Annotated in this window: 16 protein-coding genes and 2 pseudogenes; 10 read left to right on the forward strand and 8 right to left on the reverse strand. The window is 55.1% G+C overall.

From position 1 onward, the window contains the following. Window positions 1–69 precede the first annotated feature (69 nt). The 4 genes and pseudogenes from ACYVGC_RS11555 to ACYVGC_RS11570 all read left to right on the forward strand — a co-directional run bounded on the left by ACYVGC_RS11555 (window position 70) and on the right by ACYVGC_RS11570 (window position 4,435). Complete coding sequence (locus ACYVGC_RS11555; protein WP_460583982.1) at window positions 70–1,071, forward strand: FAD-dependent oxidoreductase; 1,002 nt, start codon at window positions 70–72, stop codon at window positions 1,069–1,071. Next, window positions 1,028–1,393, forward strand: coding sequence for an FAD-dependent oxidoreductase (locus ACYVGC_RS11560; RefSeq protein ID WP_460583983.1), 366 nt, complete (start codon window positions 1,028–1,030; stop codon window positions 1,391–1,393). The genes ACYVGC_RS11555 and ACYVGC_RS11560 overlap by 44 nt, the downstream gene beginning before the upstream one ends. Window positions 1,394–1,623: 230 nt before the next feature. Continuing rightward, window positions 1,624–2,916 (forward strand): annotated as a pseudogene (gene preA, locus ACYVGC_RS11565) (NAD-dependent dihydropyrimidine dehydrogenase subunit PreA); the annotation flags it as partial. Between the two features lie 148 nt (window positions 2,917–3,064). Continuing rightward, window positions 3,065–4,435: a M20 family dipeptidase gene (locus ACYVGC_RS11570; protein ID WP_460583984.1), complete on the forward strand. Its 1,371-nt coding sequence runs from the start codon at window positions 3,065–3,067 to the stop codon at window positions 4,433–4,435. Window positions 4,436–4,509: 74 nt separating this feature from the next. Here ACYVGC_RS11570 and ACYVGC_RS11575 read toward each other — a convergent pair whose 3' ends face one another. The 3 genes from ACYVGC_RS11575 to ACYVGC_RS11585 all read right to left on the reverse strand — a co-directional run bounded on the left by ACYVGC_RS11575 (window position 4,510) and on the right by ACYVGC_RS11585 (window position 6,701). Then, on the reverse strand, window positions 4,510–5,130 hold the full coding sequence (locus tag ACYVGC_RS11575) for a porin family protein (RefSeq protein ID WP_460583985.1): 621 nt from the start codon (window positions 5,128–5,130) through the stop codon (window positions 4,510–4,512). Window positions 5,131–5,250: 120 nt separating this feature from the next. Beyond that, entirely contained in the window at window positions 5,251–5,859 is a 609-nt protein-coding gene (locus ACYVGC_RS11580) for a porin family protein (protein ID WP_460583986.1), read from the reverse strand. 143 nt (window positions 5,860–6,002) lie between these two features. After that, entirely contained in the window at window positions 6,003–6,701 is a 699-nt protein-coding gene (locus tag ACYVGC_RS11585) for a porin family protein (RefSeq protein ID WP_460583987.1), read from the reverse strand. Between the two features lie 249 nt (window positions 6,702–6,950). Between ACYVGC_RS11585 and ACYVGC_RS11590 the strand changes: the two genes are divergently transcribed. Continuing rightward, window positions 6,951–8,048, forward strand: coding sequence for an acyloxyacyl hydrolase (locus tag ACYVGC_RS11590; RefSeq protein ID WP_460583988.1), 1,098 nt, complete (start codon window positions 6,951–6,953; stop codon window positions 8,046–8,048). Window positions 8,049–8,187: 139 nt separating this feature from the next. After that, window positions 8,188–8,889, forward strand: a complete 702-nt coding sequence (locus ACYVGC_RS11595; protein WP_460583989.1) for a DUF2306 domain-containing protein — start codon at window positions 8,188–8,190, stop codon at window positions 8,887–8,889. Between the two features lie 144 nt (window positions 8,890–9,033). Here ACYVGC_RS11595 and ACYVGC_RS11600 read toward each other — a convergent pair whose 3' ends face one another. Together ACYVGC_RS11600 and ACYVGC_RS11605 are read right to left on the reverse strand one after the other, a co-directional pair. Then, a complete protein-coding gene (locus ACYVGC_RS11600) occupies window positions 9,034–10,071 on the reverse strand; it encodes a quinone-dependent dihydroorotate dehydrogenase (RefSeq protein ID WP_460584067.1) in 1,038 nt (345 codons plus the stop codon). A gap of 87 nt (window positions 10,072–10,158) precedes the next feature. Further along, window positions 10,159–10,593, reverse strand: a pseudogene (locus ACYVGC_RS11605) (magnesium chelatase subunit ChlI family protein); the annotation flags it as partial. A gap of 460 nt (window positions 10,594–11,053) precedes the next feature. On the opposite strand from ACYVGC_RS11605, the gene ACYVGC_RS11610 reads away from it, so the two are divergent. From ACYVGC_RS11610 to ACYVGC_RS11625, 4 genes are read left to right on the forward strand one after another with little or no spacing between them, the layout of a single operon-like run. Continuing rightward, entirely contained in the window at window positions 11,054–11,731 is a 678-nt protein-coding gene (locus ACYVGC_RS11610; protein ID WP_460583990.1) for a TnsA endonuclease N-terminal domain-containing protein, read from the forward strand. Further along, window positions 11,719–13,641, forward strand: coding sequence for a transposase (locus ACYVGC_RS11615; protein ID WP_460583991.1), 1,923 nt, complete (start codon window positions 11,719–11,721; stop codon window positions 13,639–13,641). Before ACYVGC_RS11610 ends, ACYVGC_RS11615 begins: the two co-directional genes overlap by 13 nt. Further along, window positions 13,625–14,509: a TniB family NTP-binding protein gene (locus ACYVGC_RS11620; RefSeq protein WP_460583992.1), complete on the forward strand. Its 885-nt coding sequence runs from the start codon at window positions 13,625–13,627 to the stop codon at window positions 14,507–14,509. Before ACYVGC_RS11615 ends, ACYVGC_RS11620 begins: the two co-directional genes overlap by 17 nt. A gap of 5 nt (window positions 14,510–14,514) precedes the next feature. Then, window positions 14,515–15,609: a TniQ family protein gene (locus ACYVGC_RS11625; RefSeq protein ID WP_460583993.1), complete on the forward strand. Its 1,095-nt coding sequence runs from the start codon at window positions 14,515–14,517 to the stop codon at window positions 15,607–15,609. A 28-nt stretch (window positions 15,610–15,637) separates the two neighbouring features. On the opposite strand, the gene ACYVGC_RS11630 is transcribed toward ACYVGC_RS11625, so the two are convergent. The 3 genes from ACYVGC_RS11630 to ACYVGC_RS11640 form a co-directional block, all read right to left on the reverse strand. Next, window positions 15,638–16,087 carry a hypothetical protein gene (locus ACYVGC_RS11630; protein WP_460583994.1) on the reverse strand — a complete coding sequence of 150 codons (450 nt, stop codon included), beginning with the start codon at window positions 16,085–16,087 and terminating at the stop codon, window positions 15,638–15,640. After that, window positions 16,084–16,632, reverse strand: coding sequence for a RipA family octameric membrane protein (locus tag ACYVGC_RS11635; protein ID WP_460583995.1), 549 nt, complete (start codon window positions 16,630–16,632; stop codon window positions 16,084–16,086). Before ACYVGC_RS11635 ends, ACYVGC_RS11630 begins: the two co-directional genes overlap by 4 nt. Before the next feature lie 70 nt (window positions 16,633–16,702). Next, entirely contained in the window at window positions 16,703–18,055 is a 1,353-nt protein-coding gene (locus tag ACYVGC_RS11640) for an alpha/beta fold hydrolase (RefSeq protein ID WP_460583996.1), read from the reverse strand. Between the last annotated feature and the right edge of the window lie 7 nt (window positions 18,056–18,062).

Raw genomic sequence — 18,062 nt, forward strand, 5'->3', positions numbered from 1 at the left:
GTCGTGCCTAGTGCGATTGCTTCGCTGTGCTCGCAATGACAAACGCTTTTATTTTAAAGCCTTCTGAAAATGGCCGAATTCGCTACTCCTACCACCGCCCAGGAATTCGCGGAAAACTTCGCGCAGCTCAAGCCCACCATGAGTCGCAACGAGGTGCTGTACGAAAGCGCGCGCTGCCTGTTTTGCTTCGATGCGCCGTGCATTCAGGCATGTCCGTCGGGCATTGATATTCCGCAATTCATCCGTCAGATAAATTCGGGTAACGTCACCGGGTCGGCGCGTACCATTTACGAGGCCAATTACTTCGGCAACGCCTGCGGCAAGGTGTGCCCTACGGAGGTGCTATGTGAGGGTGCGTGTGTGTATAACTTGCAGGAAGTGAAGCCGATAGAAATTGGCCGCTTGCAAAGCTACGCCACCACCCAGGCTATTGCGGACAATAAAAAGCTCTTTGCCCCCGGCCCGGCCACCGGCAAGCGCGTGGCCGTGATAGGCGCGGGGCCGGCCGGCATTTCGGCGGCCTGCGAGCTGCGGTTGCTTGGCTACGAGGTAACCGTGTTTGAGGCTAGGGCCCAGCCTTCGGGCCTAACGCTTTATGGTGTAGCTCCTTACAAAATAACCAACGAAGAAGCCCTGGCCGAAATGGCCTATTTGCAGGGCCAATTTGGCTACGAGGTGCGCTACCACGCGCCCATTACTGGCCGCGCCGACCTGGCCGCGCTCGAAGCCGAATACGACGCTATTTTCCTGGGTATTGGCCTGGGTAAAACCACCCTGCTGGGCCTGCCTGGCGAGGACAAAAACAACTGCGTGGGCGCGGTGGAGTTTATTGAGGAGCTGCGCCAGCGGCAGGCCGGGCAGGCAGTTGGCCGCACGGTAATCGTGCTGGGTGGCGGCAACACAGCCATGGACGCCGCTTCCGAAGCGGCGCGGCTGGGGGCCGAAACCGTGCTGCTGGCCTACCGGCGCGGCAAGGAGGAAATGGGGGCCTACGAGTTTGAATACGACCTGGCTAAAGGGGGTGGGTGTGAAGGGCTTATTCAACGTGGCCCCGCTCGAAATACTGGGTGATAGTTACGTAACGGGCGTGCGATTCATCTGCACGGCCGTGGTGGACGGCCGCGTGCAGGACGTGCCCGGCACAGAGTTCACGCAGCCCTGCGACATGGTGATTAAGGCCACCGGCCAGGCGAAGCAAACCCACTTTCTGCACCACATTCCGGGCTTGGAGCTGGATGGCCGGGGCCGCATCGTGGCCGATGCAGTGGGTCAAACAACTAACCCCCGGTACTTTGCCTCCGGCGATGCGCGCAACGGCGGTGCCGAAGTGGTGAATGCCGCGGCCGAAGCCAAGGTGGCGGCGCGCGGCATTCACGCGTTTTTGAGCAAGTAGTTAAACGATACAATTTAAAAAGAACGCCATGCTGAAACGCAGTGAAGCACCTCGTTCGCATTGTTCAACGATTCACGCGAGATGCCTCACTGCGTTCAGCATGACTAAATAGAGTGGGGACGTAATTGGCAAATTGATAATTGCTCCCTGCTCATTGATAATTGAAAACATGCCCGACCTCTCCATAAACTTCGCCCAACCCCTTTTGGCTGGCCTAGGCCCCGCCTACCAACTCGGGCTACCAGGTGATGAAAGCCTTCGACGCGGGCTGGGGCGGCGCAGTGTGGAAAACGCTGGGCGTGCCCGTCATCAATGTGTCGAGCCGCTACGGGGGCGTTAATTACCGCGATAAGCGGCTGGTGGGCTTCAACAACATCGAGCTGATTTCGGACCGCCCGTTGGCCGATAACCTGCGCGAAATTTCCGAAGTCAAAAAGCGCTTTCTCCAGCACGCCGTCATTGCCTCGCTCATGGTGCAGAGCCGGCAGGAGTGGCACGACATTGTGCGCCAGAGCCAGGACGCCGGGGCCGATGGCTTCGAGCTCAACTTTGGCTGCCCGCACGGCATGTGCGAGCGCGGCATGGGCTCGGCGGTGGGGCAGGAGCCCAAAATCCTGCAAATGATAGTGGAGTGGGTGATGGAAGTGGCCCAAAAGCCCGTCATCGTGAAGCTCACGCCCAACATCTCCGATATTACGGAGCCGGCAATGGCTGCCCGGCGCGGCGGGGTTGACGCTATCTCGCTGATAAACACCATTCAAAGCATAGTGGGCGTTGACGTAGACCGCTTCGCGCCCTATCCCATTGTAGATGGCCAGGGCACCAACGGCGGCTACTGCGGCCCGGCCGTGAAGCCCATTGCCCTCAACATGCTCAAGAACTGCGCCCAGCACCCCGAGGTGCGCCTGCCCATCTCGGGCATCGGCGGCATCGAGAACTGGCGCGATGCCGTGGAGCATATCTTGCTGGGGGCCAGCTCGGTGCAGATATGCACGGCGGCCATGCACTTCGGCTTTGGCATCATTCGCGAACTGGTAAGCGGCCTGGAGCAATACATGGTGGACAAAAATTTCGCTACCATCTACGATTTCGCGGGCAAGGCTCTGCCCAACGTGCGGCCCTGGGAAGAACTCAACATGAAGTACCAGGTGAAGGCCCATATTCACGAAGAAAAATGCATTGGCTGCCAGCTCTGCTACACGGCCTGCGAAGACGGCGCGCACCAGGCCATCCGGCTGCAAGCCGGCACCCGCACGCCCGCCATCATCGAAGAAAACTGCGTGGGCTGCAACCTCTGCTCCTTGGTGTGCCCGGTGGATGAGTGCATTACGATGGAGCGCCACGACGATGGTACACAGCACCTGACCTGGAAGGAGCGCACCGCCGCCGGCAACACCCCTACCGAGTTCAACGACGAAAAGGCCGGCGGCCGCCACCACTGGGTGCCCGCGCCGGCTGCGGCGCTGGGCAAGGAGCGCCACAAAACGCTGCCCGGCATGGCCCGGGCGCTGGGCGTGGGTTAGTGTAGCAATCGTAGGCCCGCGCCCCGGCGCGGTCGGGCAAGTCAGGTTGGGTATGGGTGGCGCTGGCCCGGCCGCGCCGGGGCGCGGGCCTGCGGTCCTCCATTTTCAGCGGCCTACTTTTGTCCTTCCATTTATCCAGTTCCACACTATGCCCGCGCCCGCTTACCTTACCCAACACCAAAACCGCTTCCTCGAAGAGCTTATTGACTGGCTGCGCATTCCCTCGGTATCGGCCGACCCCAAGTTTCACGGCGATGTGCTGAAAGCCGCCGATTTCCTAAAGATAAAGCTGGAAGAGGCTGGTGCTCAAAATGTTGAGCTCTGCCCCACGGCTGGCAATCCCATCGTGTATGGCGAGTATTTTGCGGGCCCCGACCGGCCCACCGTGCTCGTGTATGGCCACTACGACGTGCAGCCCGCCGACCCCTACGAACTGTGGACATCGCCGCCCTTCGAGCCCGTTATCAAGGACGAAAAAATATACGCCCGCGGGGCCTGCGACGATAAAGGCCAGGTGTATATGCACGTGAAGGCCCTGGAAATGATGTTGCGCGACGGCGGCCTCGGTGCGCCCTGCAACCTGAAATTCATGTTTGAAGGCGAGGAAGAAGTAGGGTCTAACAACCTGGGTATCTTCGTGAAAGCGAACAAGAAGAAGCTGCAAGCCGACGTTATCCTCATCTCTGATACCGGCATTTTGGCCAACGACGTGCCCAGCATCGAAGTGGGCCTGCGCGGCCTCAGCTACCACGAGGTGGAAGTGACCGGCCCCAACCGCGACCTGCACTCTGGCCTCTACGGCGGGGCGGTGATGAACCCCATCAACGCGCTGTGCGACATGATTAGCAGCCTGCACGACGAAAACCGCCGCATCACCATCCCCACTTTTTACGATAACGTGGATGAGCTGAGCGCCGCCGAGCGCGCCGAAATGGCCCAGGCCCCGTTCTCCGAAGCCGAGTTCAAGCAGAGCATTGGCCTACCCGCCACCGCGGGCGAGGCCGGCTACACCACGCCCGAGCGCACCAGCATCCGGCCCACGCTCGATGTCAATGGCATTTGGGGCGGCTATACCGGCGAAGGGGCCAAGACGGTAATTGCCAGTAAGGCCTACGCCAAAATATCGATGCGCCTCGTGCCGCACCAAACCAGCGACGAGATTACGGCCCTGTTTCAGGAGCACTTCACCCGCATTGCGCCCGCCGGCATCACCGTGAAGGTAACGCCCCACCACGGCGGTGAGCCCGTGGTAACTCCCACCGATTCAGCCGCTTACCGCGCCGCCGCCCGGGCCCTCGAAACCACGTTTGGTAAGAAGCCAGTGCCCACCCGCGGCGGCGGCTCCATCCCCATCGTGGCCATGTTCAAAACCGAGCTGGGCCTCGACTCGGTGCTGCTCGGCTTCGGCCTCGATAGCGATGCCATTCACTCACCCAACGAGAGCTTCGGGGTATTCAACTTCCTGAAGGGCATCGAAACCATCCCCGAATTCTACAAGGAGTACGCGGCCGCCAACTAACCCGGTGGGTTGAATCTACAAAAAAGCCCGCTCTCCTCATTGGAGAGCGGGCTTTTTAATTAATTGATAATCAATTAATTAAACGAATACGTGGCGTAGAGCTGAAATGCGCTGTTGCGCTGCCGCGGCTGCACCGTCACGTTGCCAACGGTGGTTGAGTTGGGGAAGTTGGTGAAGGCCCCGTTGTAGCGCAGGCCCACGCCCAGGCCGTGCTTGAGCTGGTAGCCCAGGCCGGCCAGGTAGCCAAAATCAACCGACTTGTAGCTGTTCTTTACATCAATCGAGGTGCTGCCAATCTCAGACTTGGCAGCCACCAGAAAACCTACCTGCGGGCCCGCCTCGAAGAAAAAGCCGTCGGTATTCACGTGAAAGGCCAGCGGCACATCCACGTAGTGCATGCGCACACCGATATCGCTGTTGTTGTTAAGCTTGGCTCCCTTTTGCGAGTAGAGCAGTTCGGGCTGGAACGCAAACAGCTTGGCAAAACCGATATTGGCAAACACGCCCGCATTGAAGCCGAAGCGGTAGTCATACACGCTGTTGCTGCCAATCTTGGTATCGGCCCCCACAAAGCTGGTGAGCGAAGCACCCGCCTTAATGCCCAGCGATACGTTGCCGCCGCGGCCGCGGTACTGCGCTTGGGCAGCCGTACTGAGGCCAAGGCCGAGGGCGAGGAATAGAATGGTCTTCTGCATAAGGAGAAAAGTAGCGGAAATAGGTTAGGAAGGCAAAGCTACGGCTACGAGCCGACCTTGCAGACACAAAAAAGGCCGGCCCTGTGTGAGGGCCGGCCTTATAACTGCGAAGAGGCTGGTTTATTTGCCGCCAAACATATAGGTGAGGTATAGTTGAAAAGCGCTGTTACGCACCGCGTAATCGCTATTATTATTGTCCTTGCTCAAGTCACTGAAGCCACCATTGTAGCGCAGCCCAATGCCGGGACCATTTTTCATTTGGTAACCAAGGCCTGCGGCGTAGCCGAAATCCACCGTCTTAATTTCGTCTTTGATGTCCTGCGTTACGCTCATGCCATTGAGTTCCTGCATGCCTTTGGCCGATGCCAAAAAGCCAATTTGCGGGCCAGCTTCAAAAAAAAGTCCGCCTGCATTAATATGAGCCAATACTGGCACATCTATGTAATGCAAGGTGACTTTGTTAGTAAGCGTAATGCCACCAAGCGTTTCCTCAGCTTTAGCGCCTTTCATCGAATAAAGTAGCTCTGGCTGAACCGAGAAGATGTCGTTTACTGCGAAATTGGCAACAAGCCCACCGTGGAAACCGAATTTGTTTTTGGCATCGTCGGTGCCTTTGCCAGTGAAGTTAGTGAGTGAAGCACCGGCTTTAACTCCAAAACTTGCAGATTGAGCTTGGGCAGCACCCGTTACGCCTACTGCTAATACCAAGGCTAGTAAAGTCTTTTTCATATTGAAAAAACGTAAAAAAAGTAAATGAGCCACAAAACTACTGCTAGTAATCGAATAAAAAAATAATAAATAAAATATTGTTATAGTACAAAAAAAGCCAGCTCCCATAAGGGAACTGGCCTTTTTTGCTAATCAACTGATAACTAGCTCTTGCCACCAAACAGGTAGTGCACCTGGAATTGGAACACGCCGTTGTGGAAGTTGTTGCCATACGAAGGGTTAAGACTGCCCGAGCCAAAACCGTCCTTGTACACATTGGAGAAGTCGCCGGTGTAGCGCAGGCCCAAGCCCAAGCCACTGGTGATTTGGTAACCGATGCCGCCTACGTAGCCAATGCCTACTGGCACCAGCGGGTCGCGGCCGCGGCCATCGCCGATGTTTTGCTCGGCCGGGCTGCCAGCGCCAGCGCCGGAAGGGCGCACGAATTCGCGGCGACCCACGGCGAAGCTAGCCTGCGGGCCTACTTCAAAAAACAGGCCTTTGCCCGCATCACCCGTGTTCACTTTAAATAGTACGGGCACGTCGATATAAGAAAGCGTCGAACGGTACTGGCCGTTGTAGCGAGTACCATTGATAGTAGCATCGTAGCTCTCTACAAAAGCACCTTTTTGTGAGTAAAGCGCCTCGATTTGCAGCGAGGTCATATCCGACAGGCCATAATTAACAAGCGCACCAGCCGTGAAACCGGGCTTGAAGCCCGTGTTCTTACCGATATCGCCACCGCCCGTGTACGAGCTCAGGCTAAAACCACCCTTAACACCATATTTTACTACGCCGCTCTGGGCATTGGCCGCACCGGCAAAGCCAGCGAGAAGACCGAGAGAAAGAAGTACTTTTTTCATGACTGAAAAATTAATTAAGCCCTGGTCGGCTAGAGATAAAATAATTAACGGGAGGTGGCCAGGAATGCGCCTTATACTTGCCGGGGGTAGCCGGGGGTTACAGTATGAACAAAATTCGGGGCTTTTCTAAAGCTGTTTGGGTGGGGCTAGCGTGGCGCGTAGCTTTGAAGCTAGTTTGTTTGATACGTGATACCAGCGGTGGGCTTTCGGTTGCAGTGGGCTAAATATTATCTACTTAGCACCGCTCTGTTGGGCTGGATAAGCGTTGGGCTACCCGCCCCAGCTCAGGCCCAAACCCCGGCCGACTCGCTCAAAAAAAATGTGTTGGCGGGGCCATTTATTTTTGGCGCTTACGCCCAAGGAGGTATTATTATCAACCACACGGCCCCGGTGAGCCACTTGGTAGCTTCGCACCCCACGGGCTTCGAGCTCAACGTGCAGCGCCAAACTACCGGGGCCGCGCCCTGGCATAACTGGTACAAATACCCCAAGGTGGGCCTGGCCCTGGTGTACTACGACTACCACAACCCCATACTAGGCCGCAGCTACGCGGCGTCGGTGTATCTGAGCAAACCTATCAGCCGCACGGCGCGCCACGATTTGAGCTTTCGGCTGGGTACCGGGCTGGCGTATTTTCCCGAGCATTACGACCTGTATACCAACCGCAAAAACACGTTTGTCGGCTCGCCGCTCAATGCCACGCTGCAACTGCGGCTGGAGTACGACGTGGCCATCGGCGAGCACCTGGGGCTGCTGATGGGGCTGGCCCTCAACCACTACTCTAACGGGGGTACGGCCAAGCCCAACTTCGGCATCAACCTGCCTACGCTGCAGCTGGGGCTCAATTATTACCAGCAGCGCGTGGTGCCGGTAGCCGCCGGCCCAGCCCCGGAGCCCACCGATATTGGGCATAACTTCTTCAATATCAGCACGAGCCTGGGCTATAAGCAGCGCACTGGCGGCGACACCAAACGCTACCTTGTCAACTCGGTTACGTTGGCTGCGGGCCGGCGCGTCAATCGTAAAAGCAATTTGCTGGTGGGGGTGGAAGGCTTTTATGACCGCTCGCTGCTGGCCGTGCTGCGCGACACTGCCCGTAGCCAGGACCACCTGCCCGATACCAAAAAAGCCAGCGCCTTTGTGGGCCACGAGCTGCTGTTTGGGCGGCTGGCACTGGTTACGCACCTGGGCTTTTACGTGTATAACCCCTATAAATCTAACCCGTTGTACTACGAGCGAGTGGGGCTGAAATACCAGTTTACCGACCTGCTCTTTGCCGATATCGACCTGAAAGTGCACCGCGCCACGGCCGACGTTATCGAGTTTAAGGTAGGCGTGAAGCTTTAGCCAACCCACGCTTCGGCTGGCGAAAAGGGTGGCTCGGTGCCTTATGGTGATGCTTGAGTGACAAGGAGTTGCGTTCTGGCCCCCGGCCATGCACCTTTGACGCACGAATTCCGCTGACTTTCCGGGGTTTGCCTACGCCATGCTCACTACCGTGCTTCAGTACACCCGCTACCTGCACATTGCGGCGGGGTTTATCGGGTTTTTTGTGGCCCCGGTGGCGCTGGCCGTGCGCAAGGGTGGGCCGGCGCACCGGCGCTGGGGACTGGTGTTTTTTTGGGCCATGGTGGTGGCTGGTAGCACAGCTATGCTGAACGCCAGCTTCAAAGGATTGACTTTCTTGCTGTTAACGGGAGTTTTCAGCCTCTACCTTGCCCTGTTTGGCTACCGCTCGCTTTACCAGAAGCACTTGGCGGTGGGCCGTGACGCCGGGGCCCGCCCGGCCTTGGTCGATTGGCTGCTGGTGGGCACGGGGCTACTGGTTTTCAGTGGCACGCTGGCATATGGCGTGGTGGCCGGGGTGGTGCCGTCGGTCGTGTTTGGGTCGATTGGGGTGCTCACGACCGGGCGGCAGCTAGTGGGCTTCCGGCGGCGCGGGCCGTGGCCGGCGGGGCAGTGGCTGCTCAACCACATGTCGGGCTTCGTGGGGGCCTACATCGCGGCGGTATCGGCGTTTTCGGCCACCAGCCTGCACTTCATTCCCTGGCCCTGGAATTTTTTGTGGCCCACGCTAGTGTTCGTGCCACCCCTGATGTGGGTGAGCCGGCGCTATAAAGCCCGCTTTGCCCAGGGCAAGCGCCCCGCCGACGTGGTGGAGGTACGCATTCAGCCGGTGATGAGTTAAATAATTGGTAATGAATACTTTATGGGTAATAAAAGGACGTCATGCTGAAGATAGGAAGCAGTTCACTCACTTTGTTGGATGAGTGGAATTACTGCCCCACACGAGATGCTTCCTGTCGTCAGCATGACGTTCATTAAATATCCATTATGCACTCATTACCAGCTGCTTATTGATTTGCTTCACCAGCCCCGGCCCTTCATAAATGAAGCCGGTGTAGAGCTGCACCAGTGCTGCGCCCGCCGCCAGCTTTTCGAGCGCATCGGCGGCCGAGTGGATGCCGCCCGCCCCGATAATGGGTAGCGCGCCTTGGCTGTGGCGGTGCAGGTAGGCGATGACTTCCGTAGCGCGCGCGCGCAGGGGCCGCCCGCTGAGGCCACCCGCGCCATAGGCAGCCACCTGGCCGGCGGCGGTGGTCAGCCCGTCGCGGCTAATGGTAGTGTTGGTGGCCACCAAGCCGCTGAGCTGAGTTTCGCGGGCTATTTCGAGGATGTCGTCGAGCTGTGCGTCGGTAAGGTCGGGCGCTATTTTGAGCAGGAGCGGGCGCGGCTGCGGGCGGGCCAAGTTTTTCTCCTGTACCTGCTGCAACAGCTTGATTAAGGGCTTCTTATCTTGTAACTCGCGCAGGCCGGGCGTGTTGGGCGAGCTTACGTTGACCACAAAATAATCGACCACCTCGGCCAATGCCTCAAAGGCGGCCACATAGTCGTCGCCGGCGCGCTCGTTGGGCGTATCCTTATTCTTGCCAATGTTGCCGCCGATAATGAGCTGCCGGTTGCGGCGCAGGCGCAGGCGGGCGGCCACGGCGGCGGCCCCGTCGTTGTTGAAGCCCATGCGGTTAATCAGCGCCTCATCCTGGGGCAGCCGAAACAGGCGCGGCTGCGGGTTGCCGGGCTGCGGCCGGGGCGTGACGGTGCCAATCTCGACAAAGCCGAAGCCCATGGTAGCCAGCTCGTCGGTGAGGACCGCGTTCTTGTCGAAGCCCGCCGCCAGCCCCACGGGGTTAGCAAAATGGAGCCCGAACACCGTGCGCGCCAAGCTGGGGTGGCGGTAGTCGTAGAGGCTGCGCAGGGCGGCGGCGGTACCTGGTAACTGGCTGGCCCACTTTAGGTTATCGAATATAAAGTGATGGGCGCGCTCGGCATCGAGCTTGAAAAGGAGCGGCTTAACGATGGACTTGTACACTAGCAGGGGAAGCAACGGGCGATGACGACCAGACCCAGGTAGCAGGCGTTGGGACGCAGCGCTCCTGGCTAAATGTTCTGGGCAAAGTTACCCCGCCCAACCTTCGCGGTCGAGGCTGCGGTACTGAATGGCCTCGGCAAGGTGCTGAATCTGAATATCTTCAGTATCCGCGAGGTCGGCAATGGTGCGGGCTACTTTCAGGATGCGGTCGTAGGCGCGGGCGCTTAGGCCGAGGCGCTCCATGGCCGTTTTGAGCAGTGTGCGGCCGGCCTCGCTTATCTCGCAGATGTCCTTCACCATTTGCGGGGGCATCATGGCGTTGGAATGCACGTCGGCCTGGTCGGCGAAGCGCTTGGTTTGCACGCCGCGGGCTTTTTCGACGCGCTGCTGAATGTCGTGGCTAGTTTCCGACTTGCGGGTTTCCGTCATTTGGTCAAACGTGACGGGTGTTACTTCCACGTGCAAGTCGATGCGGTCGAGCAGCGGGCCGCTCACCTTGTTGAGGTACTTCTGCACCACGCCGGGTGTCAAATACAATATTTGATGATAATAGTTGGCGGAAATTCAGGCAGTTTCGCACAAAGGTTGATGAGAATTGTACAAAAGTGGGCGAGACCAGTTTTGGAAATGCTATCAATTAGCGATTACAGTTTGGATTAAGAAAAAAGGGGATGCTTTTGCAACTACCCTAATGCCATTCGTGGCCGATCAAGCAACTTGGCAAAGCGGGCATCATGAGCACAGGGAGATTCGTGTATTTTTTGTCGCGCTTAGCAATTATTAGACCGAATGCATTAAATTTCAGCTGTGCGAGGGTCTTTATTTTCCTCCCAAGGCTTGATTAGATGGTTTCTTCGAAGAACCAGAGAAATACTGGCTATTAAAGGTGTGATAAGCTAGCCCATGTGCACGGGCCTATTAATTACATCGTCATTTACCAGCAGTTTCAGAAGTAAATACTTTTCAATTATTAACGCCTCTAATGCGCAATATATTAACTGAACCAGTTCGGAATATTCTTCCTTCAAGCTATTCTGTTCGTGGACAAATCAGCAGTTCTAAAAACAGCAGGGCTCCACAGTACGAGTCGACTCTAGAGCGAGACCTGCTGCAATTGTTGGAATTTGACAACCGGGTAGAATCCTTTTGCGAGCAGCCCGTTACCATTGAGTACGTCCATAAGGGTCTCCTCCGTCACTACACGCCCGATGTGCTGGTGTACTACCGGGCGGACCTGGAGGGAACCCAGGCCACTAGGCCGCAACTCTGCGAAGTTAAGTATCGTGCTGACCTCAAACAAAACTGGGCCGAGCTGAAACCCAGATTTATGGCGGCCCTTCACTACGCCGCCCGGCGGGGCTGGCAGTTTAAGCTGATGACCGAGCGCGAAATCCGCACAGACTATTTGGTCAACGTGCGCTTTCTACTTAATTATCTTGGGGCCCATGCGCAGGTGACGCAAATGGATCAGGGCCTGCTCATGAGCCTAATGCGAGACATTCGTCTGACGACGGCGGAGGAGCTACTCCTTATGGCCACCGCGGACCGCGCCAAGCGGGCCGAGCTGCTTTACACCCTCTGGCACCTAGTGGCGGTTGGCCTTATTCACTGTGACCTGACCATCGAGTTATCCTTACAAACTGAGCTATGGATCCCGTAACTGAAACGCCTCTACAGCCGGGCAACCGGGTCACTTACAAAAGCAAGCCCTACCAAATTCGCCAGTTGGCTGGCAACCTGAAAACAGTGGTGCTGGAAGACCCCATCTCGGGTCGCTTGCTCAACGCGCCCATCGCGCGCCTGTTGCCGCCAGCCCCTGAGGCCACTACCACGCCGCTGGTACCCCTGGAGTTGGTATCCGACGAGCAATGGGCAGTGGCCCAGCAGCGCCTGGCCATCATTCAGCCCCTGCTGGCTCGCCGGGGTGATGGTCAGTTAGTGCAGGATGTAGCCCAGCAGCATGACCTGGGCCGAGCTACGCTCTACCGCTGGATGCGCTCGTTCGAAACCACCGGGCAGCTTTCCCAACTCATCCCAGACCGTCCTGGTGTGGACAAGGGTACGACCCGGCTGTCGCCCGAGCTGGAGGCCCTGGTGCGGGCCTCGGTGGAGGAAGTATACCTTACTCAGCAACGCTACCCGCTCAGACGCGTGTATCACGACGTGATAGCCCGTTGCCGGCGGCATGAGCTAGCCATTCCGCACCTCAATACCGTTCGCAACCGGGTGTTGGCCATTCGCCAAGAAAAGGCCATTCGCTTCCGCTATGGGCATAAGGTTGCTGACGATAAGTTTCTTCCTCATCAGGGTAGTTTTCCAGGAGCCGACTTCCCCTTGGCTGTTGTACAGATTGACCATACGCCGGGCGATGTCATCCTGGTAGACAACAAGACGCGGCTGCCCTTGGGTAAGCCTACGATTACGACAGCCATCGACGTGTACAGCCGTATGGTAGTCGGCCTTTACGTTTCTTTCGAAAAACCGGGAGCATTAGCTGTTGGCATGTGCGTAGCCAATAGCCTGTTACCTAAGGAGGCTTGGCTTCATCGTTTGGACGTACTGGGCGAGTGGCCCTGCTGGGGTAGAATGAAAAAGATTCAGGTCGACAACGCGAAGGAGTTTCGGGGCAATATGCTCAAGCGGGCCTGTGAAGAATATGGTATTGACTTGGAGTGGCGGCCCATCCGCAACCCCAAATTTAGCGGCCACATTGAGCGGCTGCAAGGCACGATTTCCAAAGCGATTCACGAGTTGCCCGGCAGCACCTTTTCCAATCCGCAGCAGCGAGGGGAGTACCCCTCTGCTGACAGGGCCGCCCTGACGCTAGGAGAGTTCGAGCAATGGTTGCTGCACTTAATCGTCAATATCTACCATAAGCGCATTCATTCCGAGCTAGGCCGGTCCCCACTGGAGATGTTTGAGGATGGTATCTACCAGAAAACGGGTCTGCCGCCATGCTTTCAGGACGAGCGGCGGGTCAAGCTTGACTTCCTACCCTACTTTGAGCGCACTATTCAGGAGTATGGGGTCGTACTGGACTACATTCACTACTACAGCGGCGTACTCCGTCCCTGGATTAACGCCTTGGAGGGCGATTCTCCAAAGAACAGGCGTAAGCGCAAGTTCATCTTTAAACGAGACCCACGCGACATTAGCGTATTGTTCTTTTACGACCCCGAGACCAAGAGCTACCTTGAGATTCCTTATCGTGACCTAAAGCGCCCACCCATGACCCTATGGGAGCATAGGGAAGTGCTGAGACAATTGGAAAGCGAGGGCGTAAGGGAGGTTGACGAAGTAGTGCTCTTCGAGGCCTATCAGAAGCTACGGGCTATTGAGGAACAGGCAGTTAGGCAGACCCAGATAGTGCGTCGGGAGAATAAGCGGGCGAAAACGCAAAGCAGCCGGGAAAAAAGCATCCGACAGGAACCAGTGACGACCGAACCGGTCACGGAAGCCGTGGTCGTTAATAATCAGGCAATACCAGCCCCCGTGCCGGCTCGATTAGTACCGCCGATTAGCGGACCCATTCAACCTTTTGATGAATTAGAGTATGGAACACTTACTTGAGGCGCTCCATTCCGTTGCCATGGCAGATACGCCCACCCGCGTGGAATTCATCCAGTCCAATCGCTGGATTAAGTACCCGGCAGCTGAGCGTATCCTGGAGCGGCTAGAGGAACTGCTGGCGCATCCCAAAATTGCCCGGATGCCTAACCTGTTGCTCGTGGGCGAGACGAATAACGGTAAGAGCGTAGTGCTTAACCGGTTCTGCCAGTTACACAAGCCATACACCACCCACGGCGACGAGCAGTTGGTTCGTCCTGTAGTCACCGTGGAGGCTCCAAATAAGCCCGACGAGAAGAAGTTTTACCGGAAGCTACTAGACCAACTCAACGCGCCCTACCGGCTGGCCGACCGGATGGACCGCATGGAAAGGCAGGTTTTTCACGTCATGCAGCACGTGAACGCCCGAATGCTCATCATTGACGAGATTCAAAACCTGCTGGCGGGTAGCAGTATCAATCAGCGGGTGTTTCTCAACATGCTGAAAGGGATGGCCAATGAGCTACAGATTGTCATCGTCGCGGCGGGCACGATGGAAGCGCGCAATGCCATGAGTGCGGACCCTCAGATGTCTAATCGCTTCGTGCAAAAATTTCTGCCCAGATGGCACTACGCTGAGGATTACCTACGCCTGCTGGCCAGCTTCGAGCGGCTATTGCCCCTGCGCAAAGCCTCGGGCCTGACCGAGTCAGCCTTGGCCGAGCGTATCTACGAGATGAGCGAGGGAACAATAGGAGAGATTGCGGGTGTCCTTATTACCGCAGCTATGGCCGCCATCCATTCAGGTAAGGAGTACATCGACTGTGAACTGCTGGACCAGATTGGTCACGTGCTGCCCTCAGAGCGCCGCTTTCAGCCAATGAGTGCCTGATACTGATGCTTCCACCAGACGCACTCCTAGAAAGGCGCATTCTTCCTTGCACGTTCCATCCGGGCGAGGAGGAATTACTATCGAGTTGGTTGGTTCGGCTGGCCCAGGCCCACCGAATTAAAGTAGAGTCGCTCTGCCGCCACTTGTGGCCCCAGATTATCCTGTGGAAACGCGACATGGACAAGGTAGCGCCGACAATCGTGCTGGAAACTTTAGCGGCTCGTACCCTAACTACTCCCCATCGCATCCTACAAACAACTCTAGCCCCGGTAAGCGAACGCCTGACTGGGATGCCACTGCTCACGGGCCAGGGACACAGCTGCTGGCTGATGCCGCTGCGCATTCATCATCGCACGCACCAAGGACACGGCTTGGTTTACTGTCCACGCTGCCTACAGCAGGACGGTGTTGCGCCCTACTACCGCAGAAACTGGCGATTAGCTTTCTATGTAGCGTGCCCAACCTGCGGCATCTATCTACAAGAAGGGTGCCCTGCCTGTGGGGCCCCTATCATTTTCTTTCGTCTTGACATAGGCCGCAAAGGCACTGCTGCTGACAAGCCCCTCTCGACGTGCTACCAGTGCGCCTTTGACTTAAGCCAAGCTCCCACCAGACCGGTTTCCTCCCACAACTTACGCCACTACCAGACTCTCTATCGCATCAGCCGGGAAGGTTGGAGCCCAGCGGTGCCGTATCCGCACCAGTACTTTCAGGTGCTACGCCAGCTAGTGCGAGTGCTATCCTGTCCTTTTGGGCGGGCCCGCGTGCTGCAAGTAGATATGCGGCTTCGACTGAGCCAGCCAGTGGAGTGGCTCACGGGAGGGGGAGCTTTTGAGCAGTTGCCCATTACGGAGCGTATTTACTTGTTGGAGCAAGCTATGTGGCTACTGACGAATTGGCCTGACCAGTTCATCAATGTGATGAACTACCACCAAATTAGAAGCTTGGTACTGCTACGAGATATGGCAGGAGAAGTGCCTTTTTGGTTCAGTAGTGTCGTAACTGAGCACTTCTATGTGACCAGAACTAATCGCCGGCTTATGCCACCCTCTCCCCCGCGTGCCGGGCAGGGCCACAATCCGCTAATTGCGCCTATATAGAGGCTCAGTTTTAGAGGCTGTTCACTACTTAGTCAGCCGCAAGTAAATTTCCTCTGGACGCAATACTTTGACATTTATCAACTATCTCAATCATAAAAATTTCAATTATTTTCCTATACTCGTTTAATCCACTGTATAGTAGCACATTTTCTATCTCAAGTGCTTGGTGTAGTGCAGTGTTTGTATCACTTGTCAGGTAGACCGGTTTTCTTATTGCTTGTAGATACCCAACTTCGTAATAGCAACTAGGTCTCTCATAAGATAAATCAGCTATGGCACAATCGCACTGCTGAAGCAAAAGAGCTGTTTCCTCAGCGTTTAAACTTCTTCCTGTTACCCCATCCTCGGCTCTAACAAAATTTACAGAATATTTTTCACATAATATTTCTATAATTCTCTTTTTCTCAGTATAAAGAGAATCAATATTGTAAGGCGATACAATGAATACGTTTTGCATCTGATTGTTAGTGCGCATCATAAGCTTGATATAAAGCTAGGAAAACTATTTCCGCTAATAATTAAAGATACTACCACGATAAGCGCAAAAATTATTCTAAAAGACTGAGGAATAAAAAATTCTCTGCTTGATGAGTTTAAGGTTATGAGTTTTATTGTGCTATTCTCCTCAATTGCATGGATAGCATTTAATTTTTCCCATTCTTTTGTAAATGGGTCGTAAGATTTTATCTCTACGTTCTCATTATTAGATTCAAAATACACTTGTTTTGCCATTTCGTTAATCACGGAGAATTTCGCATCATTTAACCGCTTAAAATCTTTAATCTGCTCTACCCATAAGGAGCAGAATAAAACTGCAAAAACTGCTAATATTAGTACAAGGAGCATGCCACCGAAAAAATACCGCGAATTTTCAATGGACCACTTCCAGACAACGGCTATACCAACCAGAATAGCCACACTTATGGTATAATTCTGTTTATTATTAGTGAGTCTTCTGTCTATCACTTTTTCTGTAGACTCATACACCAACTTGAATTCCTCGAAAGAATACTTTACTATCATGGTTTTAGCGGTTACTCAGATGAGATAAATATTGTGACTGTTACCTGAAGACAGGATTAATTACCACTGCTTATACACTAACAAAAGGGGCAAACAGCTTCTCTAATCGCTGCTCTACTGTGGAATCTTCCAACAATCGGGCAGACCAGATTGCTTGTTTATACATGGAATCTATTTCGCGTGGGTAAGGCTCTAAAAGAAGGGCAGCAGCGTAACAGTCGAGGGCATAGTCAAACTCTCCTAAATAAAGTTGGGCCTCGCCCTCTGTCGCTAGTCGCCACTTTTCCATCGGAGCTAATCGACACTGTTCAAGCACATGCACTGCCACTGAGCGGGCGTTATAACGGTTCCGGTGTAGAGCGAGTTCTAAAAAAGCTACATTTATGCCGTTGTAAAAAGCTTGCTGATAGTCAGTTTGTTGAGATGCCTGCGCGAATGCCTGCTGATATAAGTCGTAAGCACGCTTACCTTCCTTTGCCTTCCCTATCGGGCTGGCAAGCCATTGGCGCTTTAAGCGTCCGGCTAAAGTCCCCGTCAACTCTGCATTCCCGCTGTGCTTACTTTCAAGCAAAGCAATAGCACGGTCTTGTTGTCCGACCATTTCTAGGGCAAGCACAAGTTTTACGAGACCGCTAGTCGATATTTCCTCTAGGCCAGTGGATTCGGTAATGACCTGAAAATAAGTGTTAAAGTGAGCTGAGGAGGCAAGTGAGTCCACCCTTGTCAAGATTTTGACTGAGAGAGCCTCTTTAATAGCAAAAACGATATCTTCTTCGGATGTAGCGGGTTTAACCATCTCCAGATGGTTGCCTGTTACGTAGATACGATATTCCTTTTCAAAAATATCAACCGAAGAAGAGGTAGGAACAAACTCATCTCGAACACCTGCCGCCACTCGGAAATGAAAAGGCAGGTGAGTTGAATACTTAGTTGCCCAATCCAAGCGCAATTGCGTGATGAATGGGCTATCTGAAGCCATGTCGCGTACTTGGCGCTTAAACAAGCTTAGCAAGCCAGCCTTCTGCAATCCATTGCTTGGTGTACCAAATAAGAGTACATGGCTTATTCGTTGCACCAAGGTACTGTCTAGGATAGCCCGTTGCACCAGGAGTCCACCCATGCTGTGAGCAATTAAGGCGAACTCCGTGTATTGTTTGTAGCGCAAGCCTGTCAGTACACTGGCTAAATGTCCAGATAGTACAGTTAGGTCTGGGTCAGCTGCCCATACCCCTGTAATATCGGGAAAGAGACTCGTCGGATAACCGAAACAGTGAATGTCCCACTCTGTCAAGCTCTTATCGCCAGCCAAGAAAGCTGGGAGCATTCCAAAAGTGTGATGTGCTTCACCACTGAACCCGTGGACAAATAAAACTGCTTTAGTGCTCTCTGTGCTTCGAACAGAAAAGGATACTGGCTGTGCCATGTGGTCA

The sequence above is a fragment of the Hymenobacter arcticus genome (assembly GCF_054779975.1).

Coding starts and splice junctions, on each gene's coding strand:
- ACYVGC_RS11555 (WP_460583982.1), top strand. CDS start 70: ATGGCCGAATTCGCTACTCCTACCACCGCCCAGGAATTCGCGGAAAAC.
- ACYVGC_RS11570 (WP_460583984.1), top strand. CDS start 3,065: ATGCCCGCGCCCGCTTACCTTACCCAACACCAAAACCGCTTCCTCGAA.
- ACYVGC_RS11575 (WP_460583985.1), bottom strand. CDS start 5,130: ATGCAGAAGACCATTCTATTCCTCGCCCTCGGCCTTGGCCTCAGTACG.
- ACYVGC_RS11580 (WP_460583986.1), bottom strand. CDS start 5,859: ATGAAAAAGACTTTACTAGCCTTGGTATTAGCAGTAGGCGTAACGGGT.
- ACYVGC_RS11585 (WP_460583987.1), bottom strand. CDS start 6,701: ATGAAAAAAGTACTTCTTTCTCTCGGTCTTCTCGCTGGCTTTGCCGGT.
- ACYVGC_RS11595 (WP_460583989.1), top strand. CDS start 8,188: ATGCTCACTACCGTGCTTCAGTACACCCGCTACCTGCACATTGCGGCG.
- ACYVGC_RS11610 (WP_460583990.1), top strand. CDS start 11,054: ATGCGCAATATATTAACTGAACCAGTTCGGAATATTCTTCCTTCAAGC.
- ACYVGC_RS11615 (WP_460583991.1), top strand. CDS start 11,719: ATGGATCCCGTAACTGAAACGCCTCTACAGCCGGGCAACCGGGTCACT.
- ACYVGC_RS11620 (WP_460583992.1), top strand. CDS start 13,625: ATGGAACACTTACTTGAGGCGCTCCATTCCGTTGCCATGGCAGATACG.
- ACYVGC_RS11625 (WP_460583993.1), top strand. CDS start 14,515: ATGCTTCCACCAGACGCACTCCTAGAAAGGCGCATTCTTCCTTGCACG.
- ACYVGC_RS11630 (WP_460583994.1), bottom strand. CDS start 16,087: ATGATGCGCACTAACAATCAGATGCAAAACGTATTCATTGTATCGCCT.
- ACYVGC_RS11635 (WP_460583995.1), bottom strand. CDS start 16,632: ATGATAGTAAAGTATTCTTTCGAGGAATTCAAGTTGGTGTATGAGTCT.
- ACYVGC_RS11640 (WP_460583996.1), bottom strand. CDS start 18,055: ATGGCACAGCCAGTATCCTTTTCTGTTCGAAGCACAGAGAGCACTAAA.